Consider the following 16,594-nt stretch of genomic DNA (forward strand, 5'->3'; position numbering starts at 1 on the left):
AAACACCTTCTCTATGAAAATCTTCATCGCTTTTTCCCTGATCCTTTCCAATCTGCTTTTTGGCCAGATCAAGGTTCCTGATGATTATAAAAAAATCCCTGATATCCTTGATACGGTAGATTATCTCTACCCCTTCATTGTTCCTGACAAGGACTATGCCTACTGGCGGGTACTCAGCAATGATACTGATTATGAAAAAGCAGTGATCTATGAAAGCCAGGCTCCCGATTTTATGACCATCAATGAACCATTTCCAGAAAGAGGCTTTTTCCAGAAATGTATAGGCAACAACTGTTTTTCATACATTCTTGCATGCAAAAATGAAAGATCTGTTTATTTTTCCAATGAACAGCAGTTAAGAGATTTTATCGGAACGGTAGATAATCTTCCGGAAGCTATTTTGCTGGCAAAGACCTATGGTTATTCAGTTGATACGAGTAACCGTTTTACGGGCGCTTATAAAATTGAGGACCGTCATATTTCTATGTACCTTATGCAGTCTAAGGGCTGTCCGGTTGTGAAAGAGTCTTTTTTGGTTAAAATCAATAGAAAAACCGGAAAGTTGGAAGCGAAAAGTAATGGTATGTATGCAAAGGATGAGAACTGCACTTCTTTATAATTATTTTTTTGGTAAACGCTAAGACGCAAAATAGTTTTCTATGCTTCACATTTTAAGGCGCAAGGATTTTATCTGCGATAAAATTGGTAATCTCATATTTTAAACCATTAAGATTTTTAAGATGATAAGGCAGTTAAGGGAAATAGCTAAAGCTTTTTCAACGATACGCCTTATTTCTCCATCAACGATGAAGCTTAATTATTCTTATTTTCTTCGCAGCTCTTAATGGTTTAATTTCTAATGTATTCGTTTATATATTAATCGCTCCCTGTCCGGATGCAATCAGATAAGCTTCCTTTAAAGTTTCAGAATAGGTGGGATGGGCATAGGAAATACGGAACATATCTTCTGCCGTTACTTCATATTCCTGAGCAATAACACCCTGAGCAATCAGATCGGCAGCTCTGGCCCCAATGATGTGAACTCCCAGCACTTCTCCGTATTTCGGATCTACCAGAACTTTTGCAAAACCTTCCATATCCATGGAGGCCCGGGCCCTAGCGCTGGCAGAAAACGGGAATTTTCCAACGTTGTAAGCTATATTATTTTTTTTCAGGTATTCTTCGGTATATCCTACTGAAGCTACTTCAGGCCATGTATACACTACAGAAGGAATCCGGTTGTAATGAATATGCCGTTTTTGTCCGTTAATGGTTTCTGCTACAAACACACCTTCTTCCTCAGCTTTATGAGCCAGCATTGCCCCGCCAATCACATCGCCAATCGCGTAGATATTGGATGCTGATGTACGGTTATTTTCATCCACTTTAATAAATCCTCTCTCGTCAAGCTTTACGTCTGTATTTTCAAGACCGAGACCTTTTACGTAAGGACTTCTACCCACAGCAACCAAAATATACTCTGCTTCCAGCTCTCCTTCTGTTCCGTTTTTATCTTTAAAAAAGACCTGGGCTGAAGAAACTTTGTTTTCAGTTTTATAAACAGCCTGGTTAAGATGGATATCAATTCCTTCTTTTTTAAGGATTTTATGAAGGCTTTTTCCCAATTCATGGTCCATTGAAGCAATCAGGTGATCGGCATATTCCAGAATGGTGACTTTGGTCCCAATCCGGTTGAAAATAGAAGCCATTTCTACTCCAATGACTCCACCACCAATAATCACCATCGATTCAGGTTTTTCTGTTAGAGACAGTGCTTCCGTAGAGGTAATGATTCTTTTCTTATCAATTTCCACTCCGGAAATACTTGATGGTTTTGAACCTGTGGCAATGATATAATGCTGCGCCGTAATTTCTTTTATTTCAGATCCGTTGACGATTTTCACAGTAGAATTATCAACAAAACCTGCAGTACCTTTCAACCAGGCAATTTTATTTTTATTCATTAAAAAATCGAGACCTCCGGTATTTTTGGAGACTACGTCTGCCTTTCTCCTGTACATTTGGGAAAAGTCAAGCTCTATCTTATCCAGCCTGATGCCATGTTCATTGAATTTATACTGTGCTTCTGTATAATGGTGGGTACTGTCCAATAAAGCTTTAGTCGGAATACAGCCCACATTGGTGCATGTTCCTCCCAGTGTATCATACTTCTCTATAATTACTGTTTTATATCCAAGCTGTGCGCTTCTTATCGCTGCTACATATCCACCAGGTCCGGAGCCAATTACGGCAATGTCATAATAATCCATTTGATTTATTAATTTTTTATGATTAAATTTACTTGCAAAATAAAAGCAAAATTAAAACAAACACTTTCAATTTGCAAGTGTTATTTTAAAATTAACAATATGAGTAAAAAAAGATCAGACTGCCCGATCAGTTGCTCTCTGGAAATGTGGGGTGATAAATGGTCCCTGCTAATCATAAGAGACCTTATGCTGAAAAAGGAATGTACGTATGGCGACTTCCTCAAGGCAGATGAAAAAATTGCCACCAATATTCTTGCTTCCAGGCTTCAAAATCTTCTGGACAATGGGATTATTGATAAAAAAGACCATCCGGACAGCAAATTGAAAATTCTCTATTTTCTGACTCAAAAAGGCATCGATCTTATTCCGGTGATTGTTGAAATCAATCTTTGGGGAGACCAATACCTTACTATTCCTGATGACCGGAAAAAATTGCTGGAGGAGATTAAAAAGGATAAGGAAAATTTTATCAAAAGAGCTAAAGCCTATCTTTCATCTGAGGCTTAATAGACTTCAAAGGGAAATATAATTCATGGTTTCAGAACCTTTAACGGTAATAGCTTTCATAAAATATAATAATAGCAATTTTAAAAGTTCGTTAACTCAATTTTCCTTTTTCATTCCGTAAATTTGGGTAAAATAAATTTAGAACAATGCTTAATTTCGAGTTTAAGAATCCAACAAAAATACTTTTCGGAAAAGGTGAAATTGCTAAAATTTCCAAAGAAATTCCTAAAGACGCCAGAATATTAATGATTTACGGGGGCGGAAGCATCAAAAACAATGGTGTTTATGACCAGGTAAAAGAGGCTTTGAAAGATCATGAAGTGTATGAATTTGGCGGAGTTCCTGCCAATCCGGAATATGAAGTCTTAATCAATGCCTTAAGCTTTATTAAAGAAAACAATATCAATTATCTTCTTGCTGTTGGTGGCGGATCTGTGATTGACGGAACGAAGTTTATCTCTGCGGCAGCTAATTATGCTGGAGAACCATGGGATATTCTGAGAAATTCGGTAAGAACTTTTGAAGGAGAAGGAATGCCGTTCGGAAGTATTTTAACGCTGCCTGCAACCGGTTCAGAAATGAATTCAGGGTATGTCATCTCAAGAAGAGAAACGAATGAAAAATTGTCTTCAGGAGGACCAGGGCTTTTCCCACAGTTTTCTGTATTGGATCCGGAAGTAATCAGATCCATTCCAAAAAATCAAATTGTGAACGGGATTACAGATGCCTATACCCACGTATTGGAACAATATATGACAGCTCCTTCTTCTGCCGACCTTCAGGAAAGAATTGCAGAAAGTATCCTGATCAGTCTTCAGGAAACCGCTCCTAAAGTATTGGCTGATGATTTCAACTATGATGCTGCCGGAAACTTTATGTGGTGCTGTACAATGGCCCTGAATGGACTGATCCAGAAAGGAGTCATTACAGACTGGGCAGTACACGCGATGGGACATGAACTGACTGCTTATTTCGGTATTGATCATGCTAGAACGCTGGCAATCATTGCTCCATCCCACTATCGTTACAACTTTGATGATAAAAAAGGAAAACTGGCTCAATATGCAGAGAGAGTCTGGGGAATAAAAGACGGAAGTGTAGAAGAAAAAGCAGAACTGGGAATCAAAAAAATGGAAGAATTCTTCCACAGCCTTCATATCAAAACCAAACTTTCTGAATATACAGAAGATTTTAAAGGAACAGCTGAAAAGGTTGAAAAAGCCTTTACAGACAGAAAATGGCTAGGTCTTGGAGAGTATAAAAAACTAACTCCGCAGGACGCTTATAAGATTGTAGAGATGAGCTACTAGAAGTTCAAAATTTAAGATAATGCTGAGTCTTTAAAATTTTGATTGAAGCCGGAGTAGCAATTAATTTATATGGGAAGCGGGTTTAGCCCGCTTCTTTTGATTTTGATGATATTCACAGGTATGGTGTTGTATGCTCTTTAATCAATTTCTTAAGTTTTAGCAGTTTTATACGATTGAAAATACTGATTCCACTTTCAAAATTATTCAATTTACAAACATTCGTTTAAAAAATCATTATTTCATTATAGATATTTCAAATTTATTTATATTTTAGCATATTCTTAAATTTGTGAAAATGAAAAAACAGCTACTTTTATTTGCCTTTTCTGCCCTGGCGCTTACTTCTTGTAAAGATGACAATCTTGATGCATATGAAATGGATATCATGAAGGGAGATTGGAAGGAAGTTAAAAGGGAAATAATTTCCGGAAAAGATAATAAAACAGTGCTTCAAAGCTATCCAAACACTGGATGTGCAACTAAAAACACTCTTTTCTTCAGAACAGATTATTACGTAAGCTATACAGCATATACAGGAGTAGGTGCAGACTGTCAAATGGATCAAAAAAGTGAAGGAAGATACACTTATGATGCTGACTCAAAAGTCTTGGGAATTAAGCTTGGTGATGAAGAAGCATCGGCAAATTACAGAGTGGATGTCTTAACAGGCAAAGAACTTAGGCTTGCCCAGCAGTTTGGAAATTTTGATCTGGATGGAGACAAAATTCCTGAAGTTACTTACGTTACTTACAAAAGATAAATCATAAAGCTCCCGTTAATCGGGAGTTTTTTATTACTTTTATATCTAATTTAAAACTGAATATAATGAAGAAGATTCTATCAGCATTTCTATTGCTGTACTTTGCTATTACCTTTTCTCAGGAAAAAAAACCAATGTTCTGGCAGGACATTCAGGAATTCAAAAAACAAGATCAGCAAAATCCGCCACCCAAGGATGCTATTCTATTTCTGGGAAGCTCATCATTCACAAAATGGACTGATATAGCAGATTATTTTCCTGATAAAAAAATTATCAACAGAGGATTCGGAGGATCCAGACTTACAGACCTTAATGATTTTTCGGAGGATCTTTTAGCTCCATATCAGCCTAAACAGATCATTATTTACTGTGGTGAAAATGATTTTGCAGACAACCATCAGCTAAAAGCAAAAGTAGTGGTTAACAGATATAAAGCTTTTTATAAAAAAATACGTGAAAGATTTCCCAATATTGAAGTTGATTATATTTCTATCAAGTACTCTCCAAGCAGAGAAGTGATCTGGCCTCAGATGAAAATTGCCAACAAAAAGATTGCTGCATTTATGAAAAAAGAACCCAATGCTGAATACATTGACGTGACTAAAGCAATGGAAGATGCTAATGGAAATGTAAGAAAAGATATTTTTGTGGAAGATATGCTTCATTTTAAACCAGAAGGATATAAAATCTGGACAAAGGTGATCACTCCTTACCTGAAATAAACTACAACCCATGATAAAAAAACCAATAACCATTTTATTTTCTGTTTTATTGTATTCTCTTTCATTTTCTCAGGAGAAACCGAATGAAAAAACAGTTCTTCAGGAACTCTCAGAAAACGCCTGTAAATGTGCTGACTCTATTTCCCTGTCTAACAGGAAGAAGGAAGATATTATAAAAGATGTTCATGAATGTATTGACAAATACACCGGAGCTCTTCAAATATCTACCCTTTTGAAAGGAGCAGAAAAACAATCTGAAAATGCCCCTAAAGTAAACGGGAAAAAACAGATCAATCTAACTTTTAACACGAATAAGGATTCACAACAATATAAGGACAGCTATAATGAACTTGAGCGATATCTGATGCAAAACTGCGAAAGTGTAAAAAGAGCTACCACCACTTCAGAAACCAGTTATGACAAGTTCTCAAAAAATAAAACCGCACTTGATTTCTATCAGAAGGCCATTGACGCATCCAAACAGGAAAACTGGAAAGAAGCTATTCAAAATTATGAACAAGCGGTAAAGATTGATCCAAAATTCATTTATGCATGGGATAATCTGGGAATATGTTACAGAAGAATTGGAGAATATGATAAAGCTCTAAATGCTTATAAACAGTCATTGGCTGCTGATCCAACAGGTAAAATGCCTTTACAGAATATAGCAATCACGTATGTTTATAAAAAGGAATATCAGAAAGCTATTGATGCCTATAATGATTTTGACAAAGTATATCCCGGTGATCCGGAAGTTTATTATGGAATGGGGCAAGTCTACTTTACTCATCTGAAGAATAACGAGAAAGGTCTTGATAATATTTGTAAAGCATACAGGATCTATTCTGAGCAAAAATCACCTTACCGGTCTGATGCTGAAAAAATGATAGGCTATATTTACAAGAGTATGAAAGAGGAGGGCAAAGCAGATAAGTTTAAAGAAATTTTAAAAAATAACAATATCCAATTTGATTAAAAATAAAAAACGATTCCTGATATGGGAATCGTTTTTATTTTATTTCTTTCTTTTCGATTTTGATATTGCTTTCTGTTGGGCCCTGTTGGCTCCAAACTTCTTAGGTGCTTTTCTTTTGGAAGGGCCACCCCAGTTTTCTTTTGTGTTTTTAGCTTTTTTATTATGGAAAGCTCCTCCTCCATCATTCAGTTTTACCTGTGCAGGGTTTTTCATAATAACCTGATCTTCTTCAGAAGCGATCTTTTTAGGATTGATTTTAACTCCTTCCGGGAATTCATTAAATTTCAATTCTTTATCCATCAATAGCTCAATATCAAGAATCAAAGTTTCTTCTTTTTTAGTTACAAAAGTAACCGCCTTTCCTTCTTTGTCTGCTCTACCTGTTCTACCAATTCTGTGGATATACTGTTCAGGAATATCCGGTGTTTCAAAGTTGATAACATGTGTGACATTTGAGATATCAAGACCTCTTGCCATTACATCCGTAGTAATCAAACCTCTGACTTCTTCATTCTCAAAGCTTTTCATAGCCTTAAGTCTGTAGTTCTGAGATTTATTAGAGTGAATCACATCAAACTGTCCAGGGAAAAGCTCATCAATTTTAGTAAAGAGCATGTCGGCATGTCTTTTATTATTATTAAAAATCAAGACCTTGGACATATCTGTATCATTCTTCAGTAAATGTTCAAGTAAGTTGATTTTAGTATTGAAGTTTTCTACTTTATAAGCAGTCTGTTCAATTTTTTCAAGAGGTGTTCCTGATTTTGCTAATGAAATTTCAATCGGACTTGCAAAGTATACATCCAGCATTTCATCTACCGCTTCCGTCATGGTTGCAGAGAAAAGAATGTTTTGTCTCTTCGCTTTCATCATTTCAAAAATATGAGTAAGCTGCGGTCTGAAACCTAAATTAAGCATCTCATCAAATTCATCAATGACCAATTTCTGAACTTCTTTAAGAGAAATGGCGTTGTCTATGGAAAGATCCATCACTCTTCCCGGTGTTCCTACCAAAATATCACAACCATCATTGAACAATAGTTTTTGAGTATTGATATTTTTCCCACCGTATATTCCGATTACTCTTGCAGTAATATTTTCTGTCAGTTTCTCAAGGATTTCGGTTACCTGTACCACCAATTCTCTTGTAGGTACAAGCACTAAAACAGTTGGATTTCCTGTCTTGCTGTATTTCCATGTTTTCAGAACGGGCAAAAGATAAGCTAATGTTTTCCCGGTTCCTGTCTGTGCAATTCCCATTACATCTCTTCCTGAAAGAATAGGTTTTAAGCTCTTCTCCTGAATAGGTGTAGGTTCAAATAATTCCAAATCCGCCAAAACATCAAGAATTTTAACCGGAAGGTCAAAATCTGCAAAAGTGAGTTTTTCCATTTTGCAAAGATAGGTATTTAATTACAAGTTAAAAATTAGAGGCTGCAGATATTAGGCAGCAGGTTGCAGGAACTAGTTATTAGGAAATGATTACCTGACTATATTTGATTAACACAATTTCATTTATACAATACGTTAAACCAGCAACAAAAACAACCAGCAATAGTCTAACCATCTAATTCACTTTTACACTATTGACCTTAATTTTAATATCATCATCTTCCCATTTACTGGAGGTAACAATAACGTACCCTTTCTTTTTCGGGTCTTTTTTGATAGGGAATTTATCTTCTTCCCACTGATTGCAATGGGTTGAAATAGATGGCAATAATGGTTTCCAGCCCGTTTTACTTAAAGTATATACATAGAACGGATGCCAGCAACTGGTACACCAATTGGGATAAAAACCAATCTCTTCTTTGCCGTCACCATTAAGGTCTCCCAGATTATACAGACTCCCTTGGTTCGCAGGGGTAATCGTTATAGGTTGTATGTTTTTATCACTGAAATAAATCGTCGTTTCACACTTTCCTTCACATTCGTCACCACAATCGCTTACTTTTGTATAAGCATATTCTTTGGTTCCGTTCCCATCAAAATCTCCTTGAAGATTCTCTTCATTTCCTTGCTGTGCAGTACAGTATGAACTGAAAAAGGTAATTGCTGTTATAACAAGTGTTCTCATTATGGTTTTTGTTTTTTTAATTCGGGTTCCGGGATTCGGGATTTATAGTTCGGAATGGAAAAATTGCAATTTTTCTATTTTTATTTCGTGCATCACTTTCTTGTAACTCTCAGTAAAAGTATTAACACCAGAATAACTGAAAAAACAAATCCTAAGACTGCTACCAAAGACAACTCACCTATTCTCGGACCGGATTCTGAACTAAAAACAATGGCTGTTGCAATTATATTCGCGCCTAAAATCATAGCCAGAATCAAATTGACCACACTGGATTTGATCAGTTGGTTGGTTTTATCTATATTTTTAATCTCACTGGAAATAGTAAACTTATTTTCATCCAGCTTTTGGAGTACGGAACGAAGCTCTTTCGGGATTTCATCCACATTATCTGTGAAATTCATCATCCTGTCCATTCCTGTTTTTAAAAGATTTTTAGGGCTGATTTTCTTGGTAAAAATTTTCTTTGTGTAAGGGTGAAGACTTTTTACAATATCCAGATCAGGGTTAATGCTCCTTCCAACTCCTTCTATCAGGCTGATTCCTTTGAATAAAAGATAGAAATAATCTGGCATATAAAGCCTGTTGTCCTTTAAAATATCCTTCATCTTGTTGATAATCACCTGCACATTGATATCCTGTAATGATGAGCTGTGAACAAAATTCAGAATATCATCTACGTCATTTTCAAACCGTCTTTCATCAGGAATTTCATAGCTTATGGCCATTTTTTTGAGTGACCGGACTATTTTATGCGAATTTTTAGCGACAAAACTTACAATAAGATTTTCAAGAATTTCTTTATCATTAGGCTGAATTTTTCCTACCGCCCCAAAATCTATGAAAACGATTTTACCATCTTTTTTTACTAAAATATTGCCGGCGTGAGGATCTGCATGGAAGAATCCATAGTCTAAGATCTGTGATACAAACAGCCTTAAACCTGCTTCGGAAACATTTACAGGGTCTATATTATTTGCCAGAAGTACTGATTTATCCGTAACCTTTATTCCATCAATGAATTCCATACAAAGAATATTGTTGTTGGAGAATTCTTCGTAGACTTTAGGAACATACGTTTCTTTATTATTCTTAAAATTGAGACGGAACTGCAGTATATTATTTCTTTCATTAATCAGAGAAACTTCTTCCAGTAATGATTTTTCAAAAGTGGAAATGGCCTGTTTCATATTAAGCTTCTCTCCTATTTCTGAATAGGCAGAAATCAGTTTTTCAATATCTTTGATAAGCAGTAAATCATCTTCAATAACAGACTGTACATCTGGTTTTCTCAATTTTAAAATCACAGGGCTGCCATCTTTCAAAACAGCTTTATACACCTGAGCAATGGAAGCTGTAGCCAAAGGTTCTTTCTGAATTTCAAGAAAATAATCTTTCACGGAAATATTGAATTCGCTCTCCAGTGCTTCTTCTACATCCATATCTACTGTTTCCACTTTGTCCTGAAGTTTCTGCAGCTCCTGAATCAGTTCCGGCGGCAATAGATCTTCCCGGTTACTGAATGTCTGACCAAGCTTCACAAAGGTGGGCCCAAGCTCTTCGAGAGCGAGCCTTATTCTTTCGTAAACGGTTCCTTTTGAAATAATCTCATCTGAATTGGGAGTGTCTTCCTGCTTATTTCCTCCATTCATCCTTGCCAGCATATCTTTGAATCCATATTTACTCAATACGGAAATCAGTCTTGCGGATCTTTTCAGTTTTCTTTGCTGCTTGTCAAACATAGTGTATCAATAGTAAGTGCAATTTACTCCAAAAATTGTTCCTTTATGAAAAGAATTATTGACAACAATACCAATCCGCAAAGTTAAAAACAACAGCACACAATCAATGTTTTAAAGAATAAATTTCATTAATAATAACAAAAACCATCATATATCATAAAAATTAATATATTTACAACGTACAAATAAAACAAACCAAAAGTATTAGAACATGAAAAATTTACGTAACAACAAACTTTCAAGAGAGCAATTAAAAGGGATTGCAGGAAGCGGAATCATTATCGGAAACTGCTCCAACCAATGCTGCCCTACAGACGGAAGACCAAGATGTCCAAAACTTATCTGCCCTGCTGTAGTATGTCCTCAGTACATGTAATCTGTCTACTCAAAAAAAATTTTAGGTAAAATAAAAAGAGACTGTCTTTCTGGGCAGTCTTTTTTATAGGATGGCTACAACTTTAAACAATGTCAAACGGCAACAGATCATAAGTTTAGGCTAAAGCCTTTATTACAGATCAATACATAATAAGCGGGCTAAAGCCCGCTTCTATTGATATAAAATCTATCTGAATTACCTTTGAGATAGGATCATCTTTATTTAAGATAGGTTTCGTACAGATCTTTTCTGCGGTCTTTCATCACCTGAACAGATCCGTTGTGATGGAGGTCTTTTAACAGATTCAGGTCTACATCCACAATCAGGGTCATTTCCGTATTGGGAGTAGCTTCTCCTTTCACTGCATTGGATGGGAAGGCAAAATCAGAAGGTGTAAATACAGCAGCCTGTCCAAACTGGATATCCATATTGTTTACCTTCGGAAGATTTCCTACACAGCCGGCAATGGCTACATAACATTCATTTTCTATAGCTCTTGCAGCAGCACAGTGGCGTACTCTCATATAAGCATTCTGAGTATCTGTCAGATAAGGAACAAATAGGATTTTCATCCCCTGATCAGCCAAAATTCTTGGTAATTCCGGGAATTCTACATCATAGCAGATCACGAGACCTATTTTACCACAGTCGGTATCAAAAACTTTAATTTCATTTCCACCTTTCATTCCATAATATCTCTTTTCGTTCGGAGTAATGTGAATTTTCCGGTATTCATCCATACGGCCGTCGCGATGAAGAAGATAGCTGACATTATACAGATCATTATTGTCATTATCAAAAACAGGCATACTTCCGGAAATAATATTCACATTATAACTGATCGCCAGGTCTGAAATTTTATTTTTGATCTCTTCAGTAAGTTTGGCTAGCTCTATCATACTGTCCCTTTCAGAAAGGTTATTGAAGGGCGCCAGTAAAGGGGTATTAAAGAGTTCAGGGAAAAGAACAAAGTCTGATTTATAATCTCCCATTACGTTTACGAAAAACTCCACCTGTTCATAAAAAGCTTCTATATCTTTGAAGTGCCTCATCTGCCATTGAACTAATCCAAGGCGGATAATGCTGTCCTGCATCGTATTTGGTTTTCTGCTGTAATAGATATTGTTCCATTGTAAAAGAACTGCATTTTCTCTCGAAGCTTCATCTTCAGGAAGATATTTTTTCAGGATTCTTATCGGAAGAAAATTATTGGAAAGCTGAAAAGACAATACCGGATCATAAATCTCTTTATCTCTTACTTTTCTGATATATTCTCTTGGAGAAAACTCGTGGCTGTATTTGTGATAATTCGGGATTCTGCCGCCCAGCACAATGGATTTCAGGTTCAAGTGCTCACAAAGCTCTTTCCGGGCATCGTACAGTCTTCTTCCCAAACGCAGTTCACGAAACTCAGGATCTACAAAAACTTCAATTCCATAGAGTACATTTCCTGTGGAAGAATGGGTATTGAATGTATAATTTCCTGTAATATCGCTGTAGGTATGATCATCCCCGAATTCTTCATAATTGACTATAATGGAAAGCGCTACAGCAGCCAGCTTGCCGTCTACCGTAATACAAATCTGTCCATTAGGGAACATTTTTGTAAGCTTATCAATACTTTTTTTGGACCAAATGGATTCCGACATCTGTGGATAGGCCCTTTTCATCGTTTCTGCCAGTTCATCATAATCCTGAAGGGTCAGGTTTCTTGTTTCTATTTGCATTTGATGTAATTTTACTTAAATTTAGTGAAAATAATTTACTTCAATCCTTATAGAAAAGCACTTCTCAATCATTTATACAAAATTTAACAGTGGATATCTCTGAAACTTTACACACAGCCGTTCATTCAAATAATTATTGGAAACATTCTGATTTCAGTGCTGTAATGGAGACACTTATACCTCATTATAGTATTGATATAGAAATGGAAGTAGAAAAAATATCTGTCCTGAACCTGGAAAATAAAACCATCGGATATATCTGTTTAAATTATCCTCTGATTTTTATCGAAAGTCAATATGCTTTACAAGTAAAAAATGTCCTTCATACATTTCATGATATAGAATACATCGTTGTTGATACTCTCTCTACCCCATATCTATCAGTAGATTCTGATATTTATAATAGCTATTTTGATTTTATGGAAAACCTGAATGCTTTTTCTGCTGAAGATTTTTATTTTTACAATGTAAATTAAAAACAAACAGTATTAATATTTTTATGAACTGATGAAACCATACGCAGTAACTTTACTCATAAGTATCACCATTATTTTTATTTTAAGAATTTTTTATTCAGACTCATCACTCAATATTTCACATAATTTAAACTTGTTTTCAGCATCTGAAATAAAACCTCGGGAAGCAAAAAGTTTTATTTACTTTTATTTAATGGTGACAATGTTTTTAAATTATCTTATTTTCCATAAGCATATACTTTTCAAACTGGTATATTGCTTGTTAATTGCTTTAAATATTTTACTGATCATTTCTTCATTAAAACAGTTTTAATAAATTTCTCCAAATAGACAACATTCATATTATAAATTATGGAAGAGCTGATTGAGCAAAAAATTCGGGAATATGATACAGAAATGGGAAATTTTGAAATTTCATTTACAGATCATACCTTACCAATAGATGATTTAATTAGTTTATATAGATTTAGAAATGAGATCGCAAAAACTGAAGATATAAAAAAGAAACTAACACAAAAAGTTCATGATGATTTCTGCCTTATAAAACAGCAATCTCATGAAAATATCAAGTTTGTCATTGCAAGATATGATGGAATGGCTAGAATGTTCTTTTTCAATGAAGATTATTCTACAATTTTCTCAGATCATCAATCTTAACAAAAAAATCCCACCCAAAAGGGCAGGATTTATATGTAAAATTCAAGTCAAAAATTATTCCCACTCAATAGTTGCTGGTGGCTTGCTTGAAATATCGTAAGCTACTCTGTTGATTCCTCTTACTTCATTGATGATTCTGCTTGAAACAGTATCAAGGAACTCGTAAGGAAGTCTGCTCCATGTTGCTGTCATAAAGTCGATAGTGTTGGCAGAACGAACTACAGCGGTGTACTCGTAAGTTCTTTCGTCTCCCATTACTCCTACAGATTTTACCGGAAGAAGAACTACAAATGCCTGAGATACTTTTTCGTAAAGGTCATTTTTGTATAATTCTTCGATGAAGATATCATCAGCTTCCTGAAGGATTCTTACTTTCTCAGCATCTACAGCTCCCAATACTCTGATTCCAAGTCCAGGACCTGGGAAAGGGTGTCTGTATACCATGTGATGAGGAATTCCTAATTCTTCTCCAACTCTTCTTACTTCGTCTTTGAAAAGCTCTCTTAATGGCTCTAATAACTCGAATTCCATATCTTCAGGAAGTCCTCCCACGTTGTGGTGAGACTTGATTACTGCAGATGGTCCGTTTACAGACTGACTTTCGATAACGTCAGGGTAAATAGTACCTTGTGCAAGGAATTTAGCACCCTCAATTTTGTGAGATTCTTCGTCAAATACGTGGATAAATTCGTTTCCGATGATTTTTCTCTTCGCTTCAGGATCGTCTACTCCGGCTAATTTTGTAAGGAATCTATCCTGAGCATCCACCATTTTAATGTTCATATGGAAATGCTCTCCATACTGATCCATTACTTTCTTGCCTTCATCCTTTCTCAATAATCCCGTATCTACGAAGATACAAGTCAGCTGGTCACCGATTGCTTTGTGAATCAAAACAGCCGCTACAGAAGAGTCTACCCCTCCGGAAAGTCCAAGGATTACTTTGTTGCCTCCTACTTTCTCACGGATTTCCTCAACTGTTTTTTCAATATAGTTAGTCAGTTTCCAGTTTTTCTCTGAATTACAGATTCCGAAAACAAAGTTTTCAAGCATTTTCCCTCCTTCTTCTGTATGAGAAACTTCCGGGTGAAACTGAACACAGTAGATTTTACTTTCTTCGTTAGCAATAGAAGCAATTACTCCTGATTTTGCGTTCAATTCAAAACCTGCAGGCAATTCTCCTACTTCGTCAAAGTGGCTCATCCAAACTACAGAGTTCTGAGTAACTCCTTTCAATAAAGAGCTTTCTTTAACGATCTCAAGGTTTGCTTTACCGTATTCTCCTTTTTCTCCTTTGTTTACTTTTCCTCCTAAAAGGTGAGCTGTCATCTGCATTCCGTAGCAGATTCCCAATACAGGAACTCCCTGCTCGTATAATTCTTTTTCAACCAGGTGGGCATTTTCTGCATTTACAGAGCTTGGTCCACCGGAAAGGATGATTCCTTTTGGCTGTTTTGCTAAAATATCTTGTAATGGTGTATTGTAAGGTAAGATCTCAGAATATACCCCCATCTCACGGATTCTTCTTCCGATAAGCTGGTTGTACTGGGATCCGAAATCTAAAATAATAATACCGTTGTTCATTGTTGATAATTGATTTGTTTGAAAGATATCAGATATCAGATTTCAGACATCAGATTTCAGATTTTGGTCTGAAGCCTGGAATCTAGTATCTGAACTCTTATTTTTAATATTAACTGCTTTACAAAAAAAGACTTGGAATGGCTCCAAATCTTTTTTCGTGATTTTTATTAAAACTTTCCGATGTCGTCTCTATAGAAGCCGTAATCGAAATGTACATGACTTGCGTCTTCATAAACCTTTTTGCGGGCATCTTCAAAAGTAACACCTGTAGCTACAATGTTCAGAACTCTACCACCGTTGGAAACTACTTTGTCTCCTTTGCTGATAGCTCCTGCGTATAAAAGTTTGCTATGTTTCAGTTTATCTTCTCCTGTAATTTCGAAACCTGTTTCGATATTTCTTGGATAACCTCCTGAACACATTACAAGACAAACTGCTTTTTCGTCTTTAAATTTAAGTTCAATGTCTTTTCCTTCCATACAGTCCTGGATCACATCAAGAAGATTGTTTTCCATAAGTGCCATCAATACCTGAGTTTCAGGATCTCCGAATCTCATGTTGTATTCAAGAAGGTAAGCTCCGTTTTTCGTAACCATCAATCCGAAGAAAATGATTCCTTTGAATCCGAAACCTTCTGCTTTAAGCCCTGTAATGGTAGGCTCTAAGATATTTTTCTCAAAATCTGCATAGTGCTCCTGAGTAAATTCCGGGCTTGGTGCTATAGAACCCATACCTCCTGTATTAGGTCCGGTATCTCCATTTCCGGCTTTTTTATAGTCTTTTGCTGCTACACATGGGAATAATTTATCCCCGTTAGAGAAAGCAATAATAGACGCTTCAAAACCTTGTAAATATTCTTCAATAACTAAACGGATTCCTGCATCTCCATAGATTCTTCTGATCATGAAGTCATGGATGGTAGCTTCAGCTTCTTCAAGGTTGTCACAAATAACAACACCTTTTCCACCTGCTAAACCACTGGCTTTGATCACCAAAGGATATTGCTGTGTCTGCACATATTCTTTAGCATCGTTGTATGAATCAAATACTACCGCCTTAGCTGTTTTGATATCATAGGTCTGCATAAATTTCTTAGAGAAAGCTTTACTTCCTTCAAGGCTTGCTACTTTCTGAGTAGGACCGAAAACTTTAAGATCGTGTTTTTTAAATTCGTCCTTGATACCCGCTACAAGAGGAGCTTCCGGACCTACGATCGTAAGATCAATCTTTTCTTTAATGGCGAAATCTCTAAGTTCTTTGATTTCCGATAAATGAACATTTTTCCCTATTACATCGGTAGTAGCATTCCCGTTGGCAAAAAACATTTTAGAAATTCTTGAGTCATTCTGAAGCTTTGCCGCTAAAGCAGATTCTCTACCGCCTTCACCTATGATTAATATTCTCATACTTTAT

16 protein-coding genes are annotated in these 16,594 nt (G+C 36.0%); 9 read left to right on the top strand and 7 right to left on the bottom strand.

From position 1 onward, the window contains the following. Positions 1 to 13 precede the first annotated feature (13 nt). Positions 14 to 619, top strand: coding sequence for a hypothetical protein (locus SFA27_RS15000; RefSeq protein ID WP_407293175.1), 606 nt, complete (start codon positions 14 to 16; stop codon positions 617 to 619). Between the two features lie 250 nt (positions 620 to 869). On the opposite strand, the gene lpdA is transcribed toward SFA27_RS15000, so the two are convergent. Beyond that, the gene (lpdA, locus tag SFA27_RS15005; RefSeq protein ID WP_407293176.1) at positions 870 to 2,270 is read right to left on the bottom strand and encodes a dihydrolipoyl dehydrogenase; all 1,401 of its coding nucleotides are present in this window, start codon (positions 2,268 to 2,270) and stop codon (positions 870 to 872) included. A gap of 99 nt (positions 2,271 to 2,369) precedes the next feature. Between lpdA and SFA27_RS15010 the strand changes: the two genes are divergently transcribed. The 5 genes from SFA27_RS15010 (at position 2,370) to SFA27_RS15030 (ending at position 6,545) form a co-directional block, all read left to right on the top strand. Next, the gene (locus SFA27_RS15010; protein WP_047376802.1) at positions 2,370 to 2,777 is read left to right on the top strand and encodes a helix-turn-helix domain-containing protein; all 408 of its coding nucleotides are present in this window, start codon (positions 2,370 to 2,372) and stop codon (positions 2,775 to 2,777) included. Between the two features lie 146 nt (positions 2,778 to 2,923). Next, entirely contained in the window at positions 2,924 to 4,087 is a 1,164-nt protein-coding gene (locus tag SFA27_RS15015; RefSeq protein WP_407293181.1) for an iron-containing alcohol dehydrogenase, read from the top strand. A gap of 295 nt (positions 4,088 to 4,382) precedes the next feature. Next, positions 4,383 to 4,847 (top strand): lipocalin family protein, encoded by a 465-nt coding sequence (locus SFA27_RS15020; protein WP_047376804.1) that lies wholly within the window; start codon positions 4,383 to 4,385, stop codon positions 4,845 to 4,847. Positions 4,848 to 4,912: 65 nt separating this feature from the next. Continuing rightward, positions 4,913 to 5,569, top strand: coding sequence for a GDSL-type esterase/lipase family protein (locus tag SFA27_RS15025; protein WP_264518348.1), 657 nt, complete (start codon positions 4,913 to 4,915; stop codon positions 5,567 to 5,569). A gap of 10 nt (positions 5,570 to 5,579) precedes the next feature. Next, positions 5,580 to 6,545, top strand: coding sequence for a tetratricopeptide repeat protein (locus SFA27_RS15030; protein WP_407293184.1), 966 nt, complete (start codon positions 5,580 to 5,582; stop codon positions 6,543 to 6,545). A gap of 39 nt (positions 6,546 to 6,584) precedes the next feature. On the opposite strand, the gene SFA27_RS15035 is transcribed toward SFA27_RS15030, so the two are convergent. From SFA27_RS15035 to SFA27_RS15045, 3 genes are all read right to left on the bottom strand, one after another. Beyond that, on the bottom strand, positions 6,585 to 7,937 hold the full coding sequence (locus SFA27_RS15035) for a DEAD/DEAH box helicase (RefSeq protein WP_407293186.1): 1,353 nt from the start codon (positions 7,935 to 7,937) through the stop codon (positions 6,585 to 6,587). Positions 7,938 to 8,112: 175 nt separating this feature from the next. After that, positions 8,113 to 8,622, bottom strand: a complete 510-nt coding sequence (locus SFA27_RS15040; RefSeq protein ID WP_407293189.1) for a hypothetical protein — start codon at positions 8,620 to 8,622, stop codon at positions 8,113 to 8,115. Between the two features lie 92 nt (positions 8,623 to 8,714). Further along, entirely contained in the window at positions 8,715 to 10,361 is a 1,647-nt protein-coding gene (locus SFA27_RS15045) for an ABC1 kinase family protein (RefSeq protein WP_407293192.1), read from the bottom strand. Positions 10,362 to 10,572: 211 nt separating this feature from the next. Between SFA27_RS15045 and SFA27_RS15050 the strand changes: the two genes are divergently transcribed. Next, entirely contained in the window at positions 10,573 to 10,737 is a 165-nt protein-coding gene (locus tag SFA27_RS15050) for a hypothetical protein (protein WP_167510741.1), read from the top strand. Between the two features lie 218 nt (positions 10,738 to 10,955). On the opposite strand, the gene SFA27_RS15055 is transcribed toward SFA27_RS15050, so the two are convergent. After that, on the bottom strand, positions 10,956 to 12,464 hold the full coding sequence (locus SFA27_RS15055) for a bifunctional GNAT family N-acetyltransferase/carbon-nitrogen hydrolase family protein (protein ID WP_047376810.1): 1,509 nt from the start codon (positions 12,462 to 12,464) through the stop codon (positions 10,956 to 10,958). Between the two features lie 164 nt (positions 12,465 to 12,628). On the opposite strand from SFA27_RS15055, the gene SFA27_RS15060 reads away from it, so the two are divergent. Then, positions 12,629 to 12,940 carry a hypothetical protein gene (locus SFA27_RS15060; RefSeq protein ID WP_407293196.1) on the top strand — a complete coding sequence of 104 codons (312 nt, stop codon included), beginning with the start codon at positions 12,629 to 12,631 and terminating at the stop codon, positions 12,938 to 12,940. 351 nt (positions 12,941 to 13,291) lie between these two features. Beyond that, complete coding sequence (locus SFA27_RS15065) at positions 13,292 to 13,597, top strand: hypothetical protein (protein ID WP_407293198.1); 306 nt, start codon at positions 13,292 to 13,294, stop codon at positions 13,595 to 13,597. Positions 13,598 to 13,651: 54 nt separating this feature from the next. On the opposite strand, the gene guaA is transcribed toward SFA27_RS15065, so the two are convergent. Then, entirely contained in the window at positions 13,652 to 15,181 is a 1,530-nt protein-coding gene (gene guaA / locus SFA27_RS15070; protein WP_407293203.1) for a glutamine-hydrolyzing GMP synthase, read from the bottom strand. 167 nt (positions 15,182 to 15,348) lie between these two features. Continuing rightward, positions 15,349 to 16,587, bottom strand: coding sequence for a phosphoribosylamine--glycine ligase (purD, locus tag SFA27_RS15075; RefSeq protein ID WP_407293205.1), 1,239 nt, complete (start codon positions 16,585 to 16,587; stop codon positions 15,349 to 15,351). Positions 16,588 to 16,594: the final 7 nt, after the last annotated feature.

Source organism: Chryseobacterium sp. HR92 (assembly GCF_045689405.1).
Lineage (GTDB): Bacteria > Bacteroidota > Bacteroidia > Flavobacteriales > Weeksellaceae > Chryseobacterium > Chryseobacterium viscerum_A.

Bases quoted from the DNA above. Each gene is read 5' to 3' on its own strand.
- SFA27_RS15000 (WP_407293175.1), top strand. From the start codon at position 14: ATGAAAATCTTCATCGCTTTTTCCCTGATCCTTTCCAATCTGCTTTTT.
- SFA27_RS15040 (WP_407293189.1), bottom strand. From the start codon at position 8,622: ATGAGAACACTTGTTATAACAGCAATTACCTTTTTCAGTTCATACTGT.
- SFA27_RS15025 (WP_264518348.1), top strand. From the start codon at position 4,913: ATGAAGAAGATTCTATCAGCATTTCTATTGCTGTACTTTGCTATTACC.
- SFA27_RS15030 (WP_407293184.1), top strand. From the start codon at position 5,580: ATGATAAAAAAACCAATAACCATTTTATTTTCTGTTTTATTGTATTCT.
- SFA27_RS15060 (WP_407293196.1), top strand. From the start codon at position 12,629: ATGGAGACACTTATACCTCATTATAGTATTGATATAGAAATGGAAGTA.
- purD (WP_407293205.1), bottom strand. From the start codon at position 16,587: ATGAGAATATTAATCATAGGTGAAGGCGGTAGAGAATCTGCTTTAGCG.
- SFA27_RS15015 (WP_407293181.1), top strand. From the start codon at position 2,924: ATGCTTAATTTCGAGTTTAAGAATCCAACAAAAATACTTTTCGGAAAA.
- SFA27_RS15020 (WP_047376804.1), top strand. From the start codon at position 4,383: ATGAAAAAACAGCTACTTTTATTTGCCTTTTCTGCCCTGGCGCTTACT.
- SFA27_RS15055 (WP_047376810.1), bottom strand. From the start codon at position 12,464: ATGCAAATAGAAACAAGAAACCTGACCCTTCAGGATTATGATGAACTG.
- SFA27_RS15045 (WP_407293192.1), bottom strand. From the start codon at position 10,361: ATGTTTGACAAGCAGCAAAGAAAACTGAAAAGATCCGCAAGACTGATT.
- SFA27_RS15035 (WP_407293186.1), bottom strand. From the start codon at position 7,937: ATGGAAAAACTCACTTTTGCAGATTTTGACCTTCCGGTTAAAATTCTT.
- lpdA (WP_407293176.1), bottom strand. From the start codon at position 2,270: ATGGATTATTATGACATTGCCGTAATTGGCTCCGGACCTGGTGGATAT.
- guaA (WP_407293203.1), bottom strand. From the start codon at position 15,181: ATGAACAACGGTATTATTATTTTAGATTTCGGATCCCAGTACAACCAG.
- SFA27_RS15050 (WP_167510741.1), top strand. From the start codon at position 10,573: ATGAAAAATTTACGTAACAACAAACTTTCAAGAGAGCAATTAAAAGGG.
- SFA27_RS15065 (WP_407293198.1), top strand. From the start codon at position 13,292: ATGGAAGAGCTGATTGAGCAAAAAATTCGGGAATATGATACAGAAATG.
- SFA27_RS15010 (WP_047376802.1), top strand. From the start codon at position 2,370: ATGAGTAAAAAAAGATCAGACTGCCCGATCAGTTGCTCTCTGGAAATG.